The organism is Streptomyces sp. NPDC006365 (genome assembly GCF_042870755.1).
Lineage (GTDB): Bacteria > Actinomycetota > Actinomycetes > Streptomycetales > Streptomycetaceae > Streptomyces > Streptomyces xiangluensis.
Genome location: NZ_JBIAHS010000018.1, coordinates 140,500 through 156,114, shown reverse-complemented (window position 1 = coordinate 156,114; position 15,615 = coordinate 140,500). Strand labels below are relative to the sequence as shown.

At 69.3% G+C, this 15,615-nt stretch carries 14 protein-coding genes and 1 pseudogene; 7 read left to right on the top strand and 8 right to left on the bottom strand.

The features are described 5' to 3' along the window. The first annotated feature begins 87 nt into the window (after nucleotides 1–87). Nucleotides 88–1,059, top strand: coding sequence for a hypothetical protein (locus ACFYO0_RS36085; protein WP_388684745.1), 972 nt, complete (start codon nucleotides 88–90; stop codon nucleotides 1,057–1,059). Beyond that, the gene (locus ACFYO0_RS36080; protein ID WP_388684742.1) at nucleotides 1,025–1,444 is read left to right on the top strand and encodes a DUF3151 domain-containing protein; all 420 of its coding nucleotides are present in this window, start codon (nucleotides 1,025–1,027) and stop codon (nucleotides 1,442–1,444) included. Before ACFYO0_RS36085 ends, ACFYO0_RS36080 begins: the two co-directional genes overlap by 35 nt. 227 nt (nucleotides 1,445–1,671) lie before the next feature. Here ACFYO0_RS36080 and ACFYO0_RS36075 read toward each other — a convergent pair whose 3' ends face one another. The 8 genes from ACFYO0_RS36075 to ACFYO0_RS36040 form a co-directional block, all read right to left on the bottom strand. Next, nucleotides 1,672–3,189, bottom strand: a complete 1,518-nt coding sequence (locus ACFYO0_RS36075) for an MFS transporter (RefSeq protein WP_388684739.1) — start codon at nucleotides 3,187–3,189, stop codon at nucleotides 1,672–1,674. Between the two features lie 102 nt (nucleotides 3,190–3,291). Continuing rightward, nucleotides 3,292–4,314, bottom strand: a complete 1,023-nt coding sequence (gene fbaA / locus ACFYO0_RS36070; RefSeq protein WP_388684736.1) for a class II fructose-bisphosphate aldolase — start codon at nucleotides 4,312–4,314, stop codon at nucleotides 3,292–3,294. Between the two features lie 184 nt (nucleotides 4,315–4,498). Next, nucleotides 4,499–5,047, bottom strand: coding sequence for an orotate phosphoribosyltransferase (pyrE, locus tag ACFYO0_RS36065; protein ID WP_388684734.1), 549 nt, complete (start codon nucleotides 5,045–5,047; stop codon nucleotides 4,499–4,501). A gap of 46 nt (nucleotides 5,048–5,093) precedes the next feature. Continuing rightward, nucleotides 5,094–5,882, bottom strand: coding sequence for an aldose 1-epimerase (locus tag ACFYO0_RS36060; protein WP_388684733.1), 789 nt, complete (start codon nucleotides 5,880–5,882; stop codon nucleotides 5,094–5,096). Between the two features lie 229 nt (nucleotides 5,883–6,111). Beyond that, complete coding sequence (locus ACFYO0_RS36055; RefSeq protein ID WP_388684730.1) at nucleotides 6,112–7,077, bottom strand: SRPBCC domain-containing protein; 966 nt, start codon at nucleotides 7,075–7,077, stop codon at nucleotides 6,112–6,114. Nucleotides 7,078–7,134: 57 nt separating this feature from the next. Beyond that, nucleotides 7,135–8,739 carry a polyamine aminopropyltransferase gene (locus ACFYO0_RS36050; protein WP_388684727.1) on the bottom strand — a complete coding sequence of 535 codons (1,605 nt, stop codon included), beginning with the start codon at nucleotides 8,737–8,739 and terminating at the stop codon, nucleotides 7,135–7,137. A 74-nt stretch (nucleotides 8,740–8,813) separates the two neighbouring features. Further along, entirely contained in the window at nucleotides 8,814–9,332 is a 519-nt protein-coding gene (locus tag ACFYO0_RS36045; RefSeq protein WP_388684724.1) for a DUF2617 family protein, read from the bottom strand. A gap of 411 nt (nucleotides 9,333–9,743) precedes the next feature. Next, nucleotides 9,744–9,980, bottom strand: a complete 237-nt coding sequence (locus tag ACFYO0_RS36040; RefSeq protein ID WP_388684723.1) for a hypothetical protein — start codon at nucleotides 9,978–9,980, stop codon at nucleotides 9,744–9,746. A 184-nt stretch (nucleotides 9,981–10,164) separates the two neighbouring features. Between ACFYO0_RS36040 and ACFYO0_RS36035 the strand changes: the two are divergent. The 5 genes and pseudogenes from ACFYO0_RS36035 to ACFYO0_RS36015 form a co-directional block, all read left to right on the top strand. Beyond that, nucleotides 10,165–10,953 (top strand): annotated as a pseudogene (locus tag ACFYO0_RS36035) (aminotransferase class I/II-fold pyridoxal phosphate-dependent enzyme); the annotation flags it as partial. 275 nt (nucleotides 10,954–11,228) lie between these two features. After that, complete coding sequence (locus ACFYO0_RS36030; RefSeq protein WP_388684721.1) at nucleotides 11,229–11,399, top strand: hypothetical protein; 171 nt, start codon at nucleotides 11,229–11,231, stop codon at nucleotides 11,397–11,399. Between the two features lie 317 nt (nucleotides 11,400–11,716). Then, nucleotides 11,717–12,901 carry an N-6 DNA methylase gene (locus ACFYO0_RS36025; RefSeq protein WP_388684719.1) on the top strand — a complete coding sequence of 395 codons (1,185 nt, stop codon included), beginning with the start codon at nucleotides 11,717–11,719 and terminating at the stop codon, nucleotides 12,899–12,901. Then, nucleotides 12,901–14,145: a hypothetical protein gene (locus tag ACFYO0_RS36020; RefSeq protein ID WP_388684716.1), complete on the top strand. Its 1,245-nt coding sequence runs from the start codon at nucleotides 12,901–12,903 to the stop codon at nucleotides 14,143–14,145. The genes ACFYO0_RS36025 and ACFYO0_RS36020 overlap by 1 nt, the downstream gene beginning before the upstream one ends. Before the next feature lie 65 nt (nucleotides 14,146–14,210). Then, nucleotides 14,211–15,377 (top strand): pyridoxal phosphate-dependent aminotransferase, encoded by a 1,167-nt coding sequence (locus ACFYO0_RS36015; RefSeq protein WP_388684714.1) that lies wholly within the window; start codon nucleotides 14,211–14,213, stop codon nucleotides 15,375–15,377. Nucleotides 15,378–15,615 lie beyond the last annotated feature (238 nt).

The following is a 15,615-nucleotide window of genomic DNA, read 5'->3' as shown; positions in this document are numbered from 1 at the left end:
AATCGGGTGTTGTCGCCGGGTGCGTGTCTTTGTGCGGGGGTCGGTCGTTAGGTCGATCGGAGGCGGGGATGTGCCTGGTTCGGGGCCATGGGGGTGGTGGGTGTGGGCCGGTTGGTGGCGACGGCCACGTGTAGCGCCTTTCGTGGTGTGGTCGAGGGCAGCGGTGAACAGGTGGGTCAGCGGCTGCTGTTGGAGCGGGTGTCCTTCCTGGCCTCCTTGTGCCAGGAGCTGACCTGGTCTCTGGTGGCTTCCCGGTGGGACGAGGCATCGCTGGATGTGCTGGCCGCCGGTGTCGACGGGCGGGGTGAGAAGCTGCCGTCCAAGGGGTGGATGGCCCTGCGCCGCCTGGGCTGGGCGGGGGCTGCCGCGCCTGCCGAGGGGGTGTATGTGTCGGACCGGGTGCGCCGGGCGGCCGAGGAGTACGCGGCACGCACCCGCGCCTGCTGGCTGCTCGGCTTCGCCCACCAGGACGGTTCGCTGGACGCGCTGCGCGCCCGCAGCGTGTGCGCGGCCTCGGCCCTGCTGCTGGCGGCCGGCGGCTGGTTCACGTTCACGCACCCCACGGACGAGGGTTACGACCTGGGCTCGATCCCGCTCGGCCAGGCCCTGTGGTCGCTGGGCTTCGTCCTCCTCCTGATGCGGTTCCGGCCGCGCTCGCTGCCCCGATGGCCGTGGCTCGACGGACTGGTCCGGCTCTTCAACGCCCGTGCCGTCACGATCTACCTGTGGCACGAGGTGGCGCTGATCCTCGCCGTGGCGCTGACCGACCGCATGTGGCAGGTGCCGTTCCTGGAGCAGTATCTGCCGCTGGGCTCGGACTGGTTCCTGTTCCTGCTGGTCTGGCCGCTGATCGCGGCGGCGATCCTGGCGGTCGGCTGGACCGAGGATCTCGCCTCCCGGAAACGGCCCCACCCTTGGCCCACAAAACCACCGAAGAAGGCCCCGGTCGCCGCCCCCGTGCGATCGTCGGCCGCCGCAGAGAACGCTGCCCGAACGCCTGCCCGCAAAGTGGCAGACTGCATGCATGACGACTCACAAGAACCTGCTCGGCGGCCCTGAACCGACGCACCTGCCGGAGAACGAAGACGCGTACCGCATGCTGGGCGAGGAGTCCCTGGCGCCCGCCGAAGTCGCGGCGAAGCACCCCACGTTCTCACTGGCCTGGGCCATGCTCGCCGATGACGCCTTCGAGGCGGGACGCGTGGTCGAGTCGTACGCGTACGCACGCACCGGCTACCACCGCGGCCTCGACCAACTCCGCCGCTCCGGCTGGAAGGGCCACGGCCCCATCCCCTGGGACCACCGCGCCAATCGCGGTTTCCTGCGGTGCCTGGCCGCGCTGGCCCGCGCGGCAGGCGAGATCAACGAGAAGGACGAGGCGGAGAGGTGCTGGCAGTTCCTGCAGGACAGCAGCACTGAGGCGTACGCCGCGCTCAGGCGGTAACAGTCGCTTGAAGGTGCCCTTTGCCTGCCTGGTCACCCGGCGTCGGTGCGGACGTCGCTGAGGGTTGCGCCCCCGAACCCCTTGGGGGGGGCGTACCTCGGCCGCGGGTCGTTTGTGGCTGGTCGCTCCCCCACTCTCGGCTCCGCTCGAGCGGGGGACCCCCATCGCGGCGGAGCCGCAAATTTACTCAGCCCCGCGCCCCTGAAAGGGCGCGGTTGGCGCCGTCCTCATGCAGCGGAGCCGAACGTGCCGGAACCCCGCTCCCCCTCCAGCGGCGGAGCCGTCACGCTCCCGTGCGTCCGGCACTCGGGCCGTCGGCAGTGCGGCGTCGGCCGCCGCACGGTCGTGAACGCGACGACCGCGCCCACCACGAGGATCCCGGCGCACAGTGGCATCGCCCGTGTGAAGGCGTCGTCGAAGGCGCTCGCCGAGCGGTAGGCCTCCGATCCCATCCCCGCGAGCAGCGGTAGCGCGGCGACCGCGACGAGGCCGGCCGCGCGGGCCGCCGCGTTGTTGATGCCGCTGGCCAGACCCGCCCGCGAGTTGTCCACGGAGGCGAGCACGGTGGCGGTGAGCGGTGCGACCAGGGTGACCATGCCCAGGCCCAGCACGAGGAGTGCGGGCAGGACGTCCAGAACGTACGACGCGTCCATGCCCACCCGCAGCATCAGCAGCATTCCGGCCGCGCACAGCAGCGGGCCGACGGTGAGGGGGATGCGGGGGCCGATGCGCCGGGCCAGGTCGCCGGAGCGGGCCGAGAGCAGCAGCATGAGGGCGGTGGTGGGGAGCAGGGCCGTACCAGCCTCCAACGCCGAGTAGCCGGAGACGACCTGGAGCTGGAGCGCGGCAAGGAAGAAGAAGCCGCTGAAGGCCGCGTACACGCACAGGGTCACCACATTGACCGCCGTGAACTGGCGGGACGCGAAGATGTCGAGCGGCATCATCGGATCGGCCCGTCGCCGCTCGACGTACACGAAGGCGATGCCCGCAACCACACCGACGCCGGCCGTCACGGTGACGACCAGCGTGCCGCTCCGGGCCTCGATCAGGGCGTACGTCACCAGGGCGAGGGCGAGCGCGCCGAGGGCAGCACCGAGTACGTCGAAGCCGCGGCCGTGCTCCCGCCCGTCCTTCGACTCCGGTACGTGGCGCAGGGCGATCGGCGCGCACAGCAGGGCGAGCGGGACGTTGAGCAGGAACACCCAGCGCCAGCCGGGGCCGTCCACCAGCCAGCCGCCGACGAAGGGGCCGATCGCGGCGCCGATACCGCCGAACCCCGACCACAGGCCGACGGCCTTTCCCCGGTCGTCGGGATGGAAGGAGGCCTGGATGAGGGCGAGCGAGCCGGGGGTGAGCAGCGCGCCGCCGATGCCCTGGAGGGCGCGGGCCGCGATGAGCACGGGGGCGTTCGGTGCGATGCCGCAGAGCAGGGACGCCGCCGCGAACCAGATCACGCCGACGACGAAGACCTTCCGCCGCCCGAAGCGGTCGCCCAGGGCGCCGCCCAGGAGGATCAGACCCGCGAGGGTCACCATGTACGCGTTGACGGTCCACTGGAGGGCGGCGAGATCGGCGTCCAGGTCACGGCCGATGCGCGGCAGCGCGACGTTCACCACCGTCGAGTCCAGCAAGGCCATGCTCGAACCGAGCACCGTGGTCAGCAGGATCCATCGCCCCGTGGGGGTGCCGATCCTGACGCCCGGACCCTGCTGGTTCTCCTGGTTCTCCTGCTCAAGGGCAGTCATACCCCGGAGCATACGGAACGGCCCGGCGCCCCACAGGGTGCCGGACCGTCCGAGAAGGGCGCCTACTTGGCCGACGCGCGCCCTACTTGATCTCCGTGCGCCTTACTTGATCTTCGTGCCGGTCGACCGGAGGTTGTTGCAGGCCTCCAGCACACGCGCCGCCATCGACGCCTCGGCGGCCTTGCCCCACGTCCGCGGGTCGTACAGCTTCTTGGAGCCGACCTCGCCGTCGACCTTCAGGACGCCGTCGTAGTTCCTGAACATGTGGTCGGCGACGGGGCGCGTGAAGGCGTACTGCGTGTCCGTGTCGATGTTCATCTTGACCACGCCGTTCTCCAGCGCGGTCGCGATCTCCTGCTCCGTGGAGCCGGAACCGCCGTGGAAGACGAAGTCGAACGGGGAGGCCTTGCCGTACTTGGCGCCGACGCCCTCGTTCAGCTCCTTCAGGAGCTCGGGACGCAGCACGACATTGCCCGGCTTGTACACGCCGTGCACGTTGCCGAACGACGCGGCCAGCAGGTAACGGCCCTTCTCGCCCAGGCCCAGGGCCTCGGCCGTACGGATCGCGTCGTCGACCGTCGTGTACAGGGAGTCGTTGATCTCGTGCGAGACGCCGTCCTCCTCGCCGCCCGTCGGGGTGATCTCCACCTCGAGGATGATCTTGGCGGCGCGGGCGCGCTCCAGGAGCTCCTGGCCGATCGTGAGGTTGTCGGCGAGGGTCTCGGCCGAGCCGTCCCACATGTGGGACTGGAACAGCGGGTTCTCGCCGCGTGCCACGCGCTCCTCGGAGACGGCCAGCAGCGGGCGTACGTACCCGTCGAGCTTGTCCTTCGGGCAGTGGTCCGTGTGCAGGGCGACCGTGATGTCGTACTTCTTGGCGACGATGTGCGCGAACTCGGCCAGCGCGACCGCGCCGGTGACCATGTCCTTGCTGTGCTGGCCGCCCAGGAACTCCGCACCACCCGTGGACATCTGGATGATGCCGTCGCTCTCGGCCTCCGCGAAGCCGCGCAGCGCAGCGTGCAGGGTCTGCGACGAGGTCACGTTGATGGCCGGGTAGGCGAACTTGCCTGCCTTCGCCCGGTCGAGCATCTCGTTATAGACCTCGGGGGTTGCGATGGGCATTATCCGCTCCTTGTATGTGCGGGTGGAGTTCTGCTTTACGGCCCTGACCTAGGGGGCGACGTCATCGTCGTCCCCATCTTTCCAGACTTGGCCGGACGATCCAGCCACGCCGCCCCAGCATGTGGACAACTCCTGACGCGGGCCTCGGGAACCTGTGGACAACTCCCCGTGGACACCTCTCAGTTCAGTCCAGGCCCAGTTCGTCCTTCGAGTACGCGAAGAGATACGGCACCCCGGCGCCCTCCTGGATCTTCTCGGCGGCGCCCGTGGCCCGGTCGACGATCGTCGCGACGGCGACCACCTCGGCCCCGGCCTCCCGCACCGCCTCGACGGCGGTCAGCGGGGAGCCGCCGGTGGTGGAGGTGTCCTCGACGACCAGCACCCGCCGGCCCTTGATGTCCGGCCCTTCCACCCGCCGCTGAAGACCGTGCGCCTTGGCCGCCTTCCGTACGACGTAGGCGTCCAGCCGCCTGCCGCGCGCGGCGGCGGCGTGCAGCATCGCGGCCGCGACCGGGTCGGCACCCATGGTCAGCCCGCCCACGGCGTCGAACTCGAGGCCGTCGGTGAGGTCGAGCAGCACCTGACCCACCAGCGGGGCGGCCTCCCCGTCGAGGGTGACGCGTCGCAGGTCGACGTAGTAGTCGGCCTCCAGACCCGAGGAGAGGGTCACCCTGCCGTGCACCACGGCCTTGTCCTTGATCTGCTGCAGCAGTGCGCCGCGTACGTCCGTCATGCCCGCCAGCTTAGAGCCGCCCGCCACCGGGTCCGGATGCCCTGGCTCAGAGCCGCCGCCAGGACCACGTGGTCGTGGCTTCCAGGGGCTCGATCGGCGTGACCAGGCGGGGCAGGGTGTTGAGCCCGTTGGGCGGACCGGTCTGCGGCTCCACGCACACGGCCGCCTCCTGCTCGTCGTACACGACGACCCACTCCTCGCGGCTGGCCACCTTCAGCTCCAGCTGCCCCGGCCAGGTCAGGGTCACGTCGACGCCACCCGGCATCCCGAAGCAGTCGTCCCACGGCCCCGGCTTCGGGTCGAGCCGCCGCCCCGTGGGCAGATGGTCGTCACCACGCTCCTCCTGCCAGGCGGCCGAGAAGTCGACACGTACGTCGTCACCGCGCAGGTTCCGGTTGAACCACGGATGCCACCCGATCTGCGCCGGAAAGGAGTCGTCGTACGTCTCCACGGACATGGTCAGCGTCAGCGCGTCCTCGCCCAGCGAGAAGACCTGCGTGACGCGTCCCGCGTAAGGCCAGGGTTCGACGAGGTCGTACGTGATGACGGCCTCGTCCGCGCTCGTACGAGCCGTCCGCCAGGCCGCGTCGCGGGTGGTCCCGTGGATGGCGTGCGGCGGGGAGTTGAGAGGCAGTTGATGCACGGTGGCCCCGTTGAGGAACCGCCCGTCCCTCAGGCGTCCACACCAGGGCACCATCGGAAAGCTCCCGAACTTCCCGCCCTGGCGCAGCAGTTCAAGCCCGCCGACCCGCAGCCCACCGACCCGCCCGCCGTTCCCCGGCCGCACGGTCACCTCCGCGTCACCCGCGGTCAGCGTGATGTCTTCGTTATGCACGGCATGACCTTACTGGCAGGAGGATCAGCGGAGGGGGCGGGGAGGTCCCGGGAGCGCAGCCCGCAGGGGCGCGGGGCCGTATCGATTTGTGGCTCCGCCGCGCGGGCGCGACCAGCCACATCGCACCCGCGGCCGAAACCGACCTGTCAAGGGGGCGGCTGGGGGCGCGGCCCCCGGGAACGCCCACACCCCACCGGGTGACGAGGTACCCAACGGCCACACCCGGTGATCAGCGCCGCCTGCGCAGCACTCGGCGGCCCAGCACGATGGCCGAGGCCACCACAAGCGCGGCAGCCGGCGCGGCCCAGCGCAGCGCCGCGCTGCCGGACACCGCCTCAGGCGCCGGCACCGGCGCGTACCGCCCACGCGGGGGCGCGTGATCGACCTCCTCCGCGCTCCGCCCGATCATCGTCCGTCGTGCATGCGCGGCCTCGGCCGGAGGCTCCCCGTCCTCCTCCTCGAACCCACCCTCGAAGTCGTCCTCGGCGAACGGGGCGAGCGAGGGCGGCGGAACGTCTGTCTCGAAGACGGAGGGTTCCTCGGCAGCCGCTGCCTCGTCATCCTGGGCCCCGTCGGGCGGAGCGATCGGTGAGTCGGAGCCGGCGGCCGGCTCGGCGTCCGCGTCCGGCGTGCCAGACGCGGACGCCCCCTCCGTCTCACCAGGAGCCTCCGGCTCAGCAGAAGCCTCGGCACCACCACTTGCCGCGGCGTCTGCAGAAGCCTCAGCGCCACCAGACGGCTCAGCATCACCAGTAGCAGCACCCGCTGAACTCCCGGACGCCTGCGCCAGGTTCTCCGCGAAGCGGCTCAGCAACCGCGCCCCCGCCGACGCCACCGCATCCGAAGGCAACTCCGTAACCCGCCCGTCCCCCGAAGCCGTCCCCCCGAAGGCAAGCACCGAGCCCCCCTCGGCCGAGCGGAGCGACAGCGTGAGCGCGAGTTTCACCGAGCCGCTCCCGCGGGCCTCGGTGGCGTCGCCTTCGACGGCGTACGAACCGTCGTCCTGTCCGGCGACCCGGAGCGTCCCGCGATAGGTGATGCTGTGACTGCCGACGCGTACCTTCAGGCGCCCGGAGACGGGCTCCGTCCCCGCGTCCTGCTGGAGCCCGGGCACCGCCCGGGCCACCCGCGCGGGATCGGCGAGCGCCTCCCGGAGACGTTCGACGGGAACCGGAACGAACACCTCATGCTCCATGTCGGCCGAGCCTACCCAGCGTGGCCCGTTCCGCACCCACGTATCAGCGCATTCGGTTCAGCGGGCGTACCGCGGATGCACCAGCGTCGACGCGGGCAGGCCCGACAGCCGGGTGCGTTCCGCCGCCCGCGCCGCCCCGGGCAGGGACAGCACCGGTGTCGTACGGGACGCGAGGACGAAGCCCCAGTCGCGCGGCGCCCCCGCAGGGCCCCTCGCACGGTCGGGCCCCGCCGCGAAGCCGGAGTCGCGACCGCCCACCCGGTACGGCACGGTCCGCAGCCCCGCAGCCCGCAGTGTCGCGTCGACCGTCCAGAACACGCGTGGGCGGGACTCGACAGGTCCCGCGTGCACGACGAGCCGTCCGCGCTCGGCGAGCACCCGCCGCGCGAGCCCGTAGAACTCCTGTGAGTACAGCTTCGTACTGGCCGTGATCCCAGGATCCGGCAGATCCGAGATCACGACGTCGTACGTGTCCCGGGTCTCGCGCAGCCTCACGAACGCGTCGGTGTTGACGACGCGCACCCGCGGATCCCCGAACGCGTCCTTGTTCAGCGCGGACAGCGCCGGGTCGGTGCGCGCCAAGTGCACAATGCCCGCGTCGAGTTCGGCCACATCGACCTGCCGTACGCCCGTGTGGCGCAGTACTTCGCGTACGGCGAGCCCGTCCCCGCCGCCGAGGACGAGCACGCGCGCGTGCGGGCCGTCGTGCATCACCGGGTGCACCAACGCCTCGTGATAGCGCCGCTCGTCACGACCGCTGACCCGCAGCCACCCGTCGAGGAACAGGCTGAGCGGACGCCCGTCGGAGCCGCCGGTGAGGACGATCTCCTGTACGTCCGTCTGCAGCGACACCCGTACGCCGTGGCCGTACACCGCCTGCCGCGCGGCCCGTTCGAAGTCGTCGACGTGGACGGCGGCGGAGGCGAGCAGCCCCAGGACGACGAGGTTGGCGACGACGAGCAGCCGGCGCCCGCGGCGGGTCAGGTCCTGCCGGAACAGGCCGAGTACGAGGGCTCCGCCCGCGATCGCGTTGACGGTTCCGGTGATCAGTGCGCCCGTCAACTGGCCCAGGAGAGGCAGGAGAAGGAAGGGGAAGGCGAGTCCTCCGACCAGCGCGCCCACGTAGTCCGCGGCGAACAGGTCCGCGACCGCGCCGCCCGCGTCCTGCCGCCTGATCCGCTGGATCAGCTCCATCAGCAGGGGCACTTCGGCGCCGATGAGGAGTCCGATCACCAGCGAGAAGACGACGAGCAGATGGCGGGAGCCGCCCTCCCACAACCCACCCCAGTGGCCGGTCCAGGCGAAGGCGGCGTACAGGGCCATGGCGCTGCATCCGCCGATGAGCGCGAGCAGCGCCTCGATCGCGCCGAAACCGGCCGCGGCGTGGGAGCGCAGGCGTTTGGCCATGAGTGAGCCGAGGCCCATCGCGAAGACCATCACGGACAGCACGACGGAGGCCTGGGTGACGGAGTCGCCGATCAAGTACGAGGCGAGGGCGACGAGTTCCAGTTCGTATACGAGTCCGCAGGCCGCGCAGACGAAGACGCCCGCCAGGACCAGGAACCGGCCTGTGGCTGCCCTGACGGGCAGCCGTGGCCGTTCGCCCGGACCGCCGTCCAGGGGCGGCGCGCCGGGCGGGGCCGGGGCGTGCGGGTCGATCACCCCGGTCACAGTACGTCACGCCTCCGGCGGGCTGGGTCACTCACAAGTGTGGAACTTGTCGGGAGTGCGCATACTTATGCCGGAGCCGCCACCCGTACCCCAACTCTTGTGCGCGTCGCCACCAGTTGACCGTCCTGGGGATATGCGTGCCAGGTTCGCCAGTGGACTGCGCCCTCGTGGTGTTGGGCCAGTAGAGCTGTGAAGGCGTGGGGGTTGCCGGGGAAGACTCCCGCCAGACCGTGGGGGTGGTCGGAGACCAGGGCCAGGAGTTCCTGGGCGCGGCCTGCGAAGGAGCCCTGTGACAACGTTTCGACTCGGGCCGCGAACTCGTATTCCCACTCGCCCACGCGCTTGGCTACGCCCAGCGGCAGGGGTGTGCTGCTGCCGGGGATGCAGGCGACGGTCTCCGAGCAAGTGCCGCTTCGCTCTTCCAGGAGGACCTGGTGGGACGCGCCGAGCAATCTCAACTGGAGCTTCGCGCCGGACAGTTCGAGGTCGAGGGTCGCGAGCGCGGGGAGCGGCTCGCGCCCCAGGGCCCAGGCGAGATCGGCCGCACGCGTGTCGGTATAGGCGGTGTTGAGGTTCGTGAGCATGGGTCGGCTCCGCTGGCACGCAAAGGGTGAGTGGGTCCGTCGCACCCCGGGCCGGCGCCGGGAAATCGCCCGGTCTGCCTGCTCAGAAGGATGTGTCGGGGGCTGCGTCGGATTAGCAGGGAATCATGAAAAGCGCTTCTGCCAAAGCAGTTTTACCCATGTCCGTGCGGTTTCCATCCATCCGAGGGCTCCCCAGCTCACCAGTTCAAATGGGTAGTGCGCCCCCGGCTCCCGAGTGCGCCGCGAGCGCCCCAACTGCCAAGCACCCGGCGGCAGATGCCCCGCGGATATCCCTACAGCGAGGCGTCCGCCGAAATGTGAAACTCTCGCGGAGAGTTGTCACATTTCGGCGAACGCCTCATGGTGCCGGACGGCCCGGATGCGGTTCCCCCGCGGACCAGCTGCCCCGTGTCAGCTGCCTCCGCCGCCGCATCCTCCCCCGCCGCCCCCGCAGGACGACCCGCCTCCGCAGGACGAGCCACCGCTGCACGAACTGCCCCCGTAGCCGCCCCCGCCGGAGGTCCACAAGCCGCCGCCGCTCCTGGAGTGGCTGCGCGAGCGCGACCTCCTGCTGTCGCTCTTCGCGGCGATCACAACACCGATGACGACCACTGCTGCGATTACCGCCAGGATGATGCCGATGTTCATGGCGTCACCCTCCTTTCGTTCCCCCGAAGCGACCCCCGTGGGCGTTGCTTCTCGCTTGTTTTTCCGTCTGCTTCCTTGCTGTCCCCGCTTGCTTCTTTCCGGCTTCCTTCTTGCGTGAAAGGGGGATGCCCCCGGCCGTCGGAGCTCAAAGCAGAGTTGAGCTAATCCAGAGGTTGCGCGCAGGATGGCCGCCATGACCTCCACCGCGCGCCCGCTCCTCAACCGCCGTCTCGCCGAGTTCGGGACGACGATCTTCGCCGAGATGTCGGCCCTGGCCGTGAGCACCGGCTCCATCAACCTCGGCCAGGGTTTTCCCGACACCGACGGCCCCGAAGAGGTCCGCGAGGCGGCCGTACGGGCGCTGCGCGACGGCCACGGCAACCAGTACCCGCCGGGCCCCGGCATCCCGGAGCTGCGCACGGCGATCGCCGCGCATCAGGAGCGGCGGTACGGGCTCACGTACGACCCCGACACCGAGGTCCTCGTCACGGCGGGCGCGACGGAGGCGATCGCGGCCGCGCTGCTCGCCCTGCTGGAGCCCGGCGACGAGGTGATCGCGCTCGAGCCGTACTACGACTCGTACGCGGCCTGTATCGCGATGGCGGGCGGCACCCGCGTTCCCGTGACACTGCGCCCGCACGAGGCCCGCGGCGGAGCCGCCGATGCACGCGGCTTTCGGCTGGACCTGGACGAGTTGCGCGACGCGGTCACCGACCGCACCCGTCTCCTGTTGATCAACACCCCGCACAACCCCACGGGTACGGTCCTCACCCGCGAGGAACTGACCGCGATCGCGGCACTCGCCGTCGAACGCGACCTCCTCGTGGTCACCGACGAGGTCTACGAGCACCTGGTCTTCGACGAGGCCGAACACATCCCGCTCGCGACACTGCCGGGCATGCGCGACCGCACGGTCACCATCGGATCGGCCGGGAAGAGCTTCTCCTTCACCGGGTGGAAGGTCGGCTGGGTCAAGCCTCTTTCACCTGCCTATTTCAGTCAGACCGCAGGACCCGAGCACGCTGGGCAAGCAGGCTCTCCCCTTGAACCCCAAATCCTGTGCTCTGCCTAACTGACCGTCAAACACCCGCGAGTTCCTAACGAAATCCCAAACGCCGTGCTCCCCGTGGCGCGTGGGCCGTGTCTTCTACTGTCCTACCTGACGCAGGGGATCGCGTGACTCACGTCGCGCTCCTACAGATCCCTTTGATCTCAGGAAGGAAGCCAGTGGAGCAAAGGTCGTTGTACGTGATCATCGCGGTCCTCACGGCCCTGGTGGCCGCCCTCGCCGGCAGCCTTGTGGCCGTCGTCGAAGGCGGCAGGCCCACGGTGGCCTTCAAGACGGGAGTAGTAGCCTTCGCCGCCGCTCTGACGCTGGCCCTCGGGGTCATGGCTTCTCTTGGTGTGGTGGGCCCGTGAAGAACGGAAGAGTTCCTCGCCCAGGTGCCCGCCACGCGGCGGGCGCTACGTGGGACGCGTCGGCGGAGGTCGATCAACTAACCGCCGGCCTCTCCCGTCTGCTGAACACCCAGGACGCCGCTCGGCTCGTTCTCGGACTCCTTTACTTGAGCCGGATGGCACACGTCGATTCCCGCTTCTCTGATGCTCCTACCTGGCCATGGCTGCTGCACCAGACCACCAGGGCGGAAGTGCCAATCAGACCCGCCGTGAGCCAGTGCATTGCCCACTGGCTCCCTACCGACTTCGAGGGCTATGAGACAGGAATGGGAGATGCCATGCCTTCTCTGCCCCCCAACATCGACATGCCCCTGCGGAAGCTCATCCAGGCGATCGGCGCCGTACGACAGGTTGGGGGCCTGCTCGACCAGTGTCTGCGGAAGCTCTCGGATGCCCAGGCACGTGGAAGCCACTACTTCACACCTCACGACATCGCCCGTCTCATGGTCGGCGTCGCGGTTCCTCAGGACGGGCACAAGGTGCTCGACCCCGTCTGCGGTTCGGCGGGTCTGCTGGTCGAGAGTCACCGCTACGTTCGCGAGCGCGTCGGGCTACATCCGACCATGTCGCTGCTGGGGAAGGAGCAGCACGCCCACACCTCACAGGTCGCCCGCATGAATCTCGCCGTACGAGGCATCGAGGCGCTCATCTTCCCACCCGGAGACAGCCTCGCCGAGCCGGAGACAGAGACGTACGACATTGTCTTGGCCAACCTTCCCTTCAATCAGCCCGCCTGGGCAGCAGAGGACCGGAAAGATCGGCCCTCTGGTGAGGGGCCGCAGGGCCGGGCCTCCGTCGATCCCCGATGGCCGGATGAGCCACCGCCCAAAGGGTCCGCCAACTTTGCCTGGATTCTGCACATCGCGCATGCGCTCGCTCCGCAGGGTCGGGCAGCTTTCCTGATGGCCGACATCGCTGCCAAGAGCCCTCAGCCCGCCGCCCGAAAACTCAGGGAGCGACTGGTACGGGACGACCTCGTCGAGTGCGTGATCGCGCTGCCACCCCGCGTATTCGGTCACACCGATACAACCGCCTGCCTGTGGGTGCTGAACCGGGACAAGAGCGCGCGCTCCGATTGGGGATCCACTGACCGGCGCGGACAAGTGCTGTTCATCAACGCGCGGCGGGCTTTCGAAAACGTTCCGGGATCGAGGGCGCGGCGGTTGGGAGACCGGCACGCAGACCGGATCCTGACGACCCTGGCGAGATGGAGGGGTATCGCGAAGGACGACTCAGCAGACGTGCTCCACCGTGATGAACCCGACTGGTCCCGAAGCTGCTCGACCGACGAGATCACCGATCGCCGCTACGACCTCATGCCGACTACGTACGCAGCGGAGCCGCCCGGGCACGAAAGCTCCACACGTAGCCGGGTCGACGAGTTGAAGCGCGAGCTGATCGAGAAGCTCGACCAGGTCCACGCGCTCGAGCCTCAGCTGCTGGACGCCCTGGAGGAGATCTGATGGAAGCCGCGGTCGACAGCACCGGCCCCGAAGGGTGGCAGAAGACCTCCATTGCCGAGTTTGGGAGTCAGGCCATCTTCACCACCTTCGGTGTCCTTGATGACGACACCTCCGAACAGCGGGGCGTCGTGAGCTCGACCCATGTCAGAGACGGACGAATCTGTTCGACTCGGATCGACAACGCCGGCCGACCGGACGTGCGCCCCAGCCGGGCGACCCTTCAGGAGGGTGACCTGGCAGTCGTCCTCGTCCGCCGAACGGGCGATGCCGCACTCGTCACCGCCCAGCACGCGGGATGGACCGCGACCAGATCGGTCGGCATCATTCGCGCGGATACGCACATCGTGCGGTGGCTTCGTGTCTGGCTTCAGACACCCACGGCCAAGACGTGGATCGACGAGGAGGTGACGGCACACGTCGAGCCGACGCTGAGCCTCGACTCACTCCGTCGCATGCCCTTCGCGCTCCCTCCAACGGAGGTGATCACGAAGTTCGACAGAGCGATCAGTCTCGTGGAGGAGAAGATCGACCTCAACCGGGAAACAGCGCTCAAGACACTGGAGTTGGCCGACGCCATCCACGCCGAATGGTCCTCCGAAGGAGCGATGTGGGAAACGCGACAACTCGGCGCGCTCACCAGGGCGAGGACGGGCAAAGGTTCCGCACGCTCCCTCCTCCCCCGGGCCGACAGTCCCGGCATCGACGGGATCACCCCGACCGATCTCTTCGACCTCTCGGTGCCCTACCTCGAGAGCAGCCGCTTGACCTGCCCTGCGGACGCCTCAGACGTGTGGGCTCCGGGCACGCTCATGCTGGCCACTCGTCCGGATGGCGCGCATATCGCGATGACGCAGCGCCCCGCGTCCCCCACCAGAGGCGTCCTCGCAGTGAGCCCCCTGGACACCGCGGACGGCTGGTGGCTACTGCACGAACTGAGAAGCCGAAGCAGCGCCCTCGCAGGAGTCGCGCAAGGCCAGAACGCCCGGGAGATCTCCGCACGCGCCTTCTCGCGCCTGAGTGTCGCATGGCCTGACGCGAGCACACGCGCCCGCTTTCATGAGGTGGCTGGTCCACTTCACGCCATGGCGAGGAAGCTGACCGCAGAGAGCAGCACGCTGTACGACCTGAAGGACGCTCTCCTGCGCGACATCTCGGCGAGGGCCAGTGCGCTCTTGGAGGAGCTCCCAAGTCGGGATGATCCCGATCCCGCACTACTGAGAGCTGGCTCGGCCAGCCTGGTGTGACAAGCATGACCACGTGCTCCACTATGGCTGCCCGTACCGCACGAGCAGCCAGGACGGTGGAAACGATGAGTAGCAGGCCCCTGTTGAACAGCAGGCTGAGCGGAATGGGCACGACCATCTTCGCCGAGATGTCCGCGCTCGCCGTCCGCACCGGTGCCATCAACCTCGGCCAGGGCTTCCCCGACACCGACGGACCCGAGGAGATCCGCGAAGCCGCCGTCCGCGCCCTGCGGGAGGGGAAAGGTAACCAGTACCCGCCCGGCCCAGGCGTCCCGGAACTACGCGCCGCGATCTCCGACCACCAACGGCGCTTCTACGACCTCTCCTTCGATCCCGACACCGAGGTCCTGGTCACCGCCGGTGCCACCGAGGCCATCGCCGCCACCATGCTGGCGCTCCTGGAGCCGGGCGACGAGGTCATCGCCTTCGAGCCCTTCTACGACTCCTACGCCGCCTGCATCGCCATGGCCGGGGCGAAGCGTGTACCGCTCACCCTGCGCGCCCCGTCCTTCCGCCCGGAGCTGGACGAGCTGCGGTCCAAGATCACCCCGCGGACCCGCCTCCTTCTCCTCAACACCCCCCACAACCCGACCGGAATGGTCCTCACCGCCGAAGAGCAGAGAACCATCGCCGCACTCGCCGTCGAACACGACCTGCTCGTGGTCACCGACGAGGTGTACGAACACTTGGTCTACGAAGGCGCACACCGCCCCATCGCGGCCCTGCCGGGCATGCGTGAGCGCACCGTCTCCATCTCCTCCGCCGGCAAGACCTTCTCCTTCACCGGTTGGAAGGTTGGCTGGGTCATGGCTGACGGCCCGATCGTCTCCGCCGTCCGGACGGCCAAGCAGTACCTGACCTACGTCAGCGCGGGCCCCTTCCAGTACGCGATCGCCGAAGCGCTGCGCCTGCCGGACGCGTACTTCGTCGGCTTCCGCGCCGACCTCCGCCGCAAGCGCGACCTGCTCGGCGACGGCCTGCGCGCGGCAGGGTTCGAGGTCTACCAGCCCCAGGGCACGTACTTCATCACCACCGACATCACGCCCTTCGGTGAGAAGGACGCCTACGCCTTCTGCCGCACTCTCCCCGAACGCTGCGGCGTCGTCGCCATCCCCAACTCCGTCTTCTACGACGACCCCGACGCCGGCCGCAGCCAGGTGCGCTTCACCTTCTGCAAGAGAGACGACGTTCTCGACGATGCTGCCAGTCGGCTGCGACACCTGGCGTCCTGAACTCACGCCCTCTTCGTTCCCAAGCAGTCGGTGGCTGATCTCGCCAGGGGGGTTGGCATTTTCGCTGGTCAAGGGTTGGGCTGGCGTGGTGTCGCGTGGCCTCGAAGGAGCTCGGGGAGCGAGTTGGCTCCCAGATGGCTCCACAAGCCCTGTGCTGCTCGCACGGCTCTCCCTGCCCGGGCCGCACGGCAGGCTGCCCCTACCCGTCGCAGCGCCACGACTCGCCCGGTCATCGGTA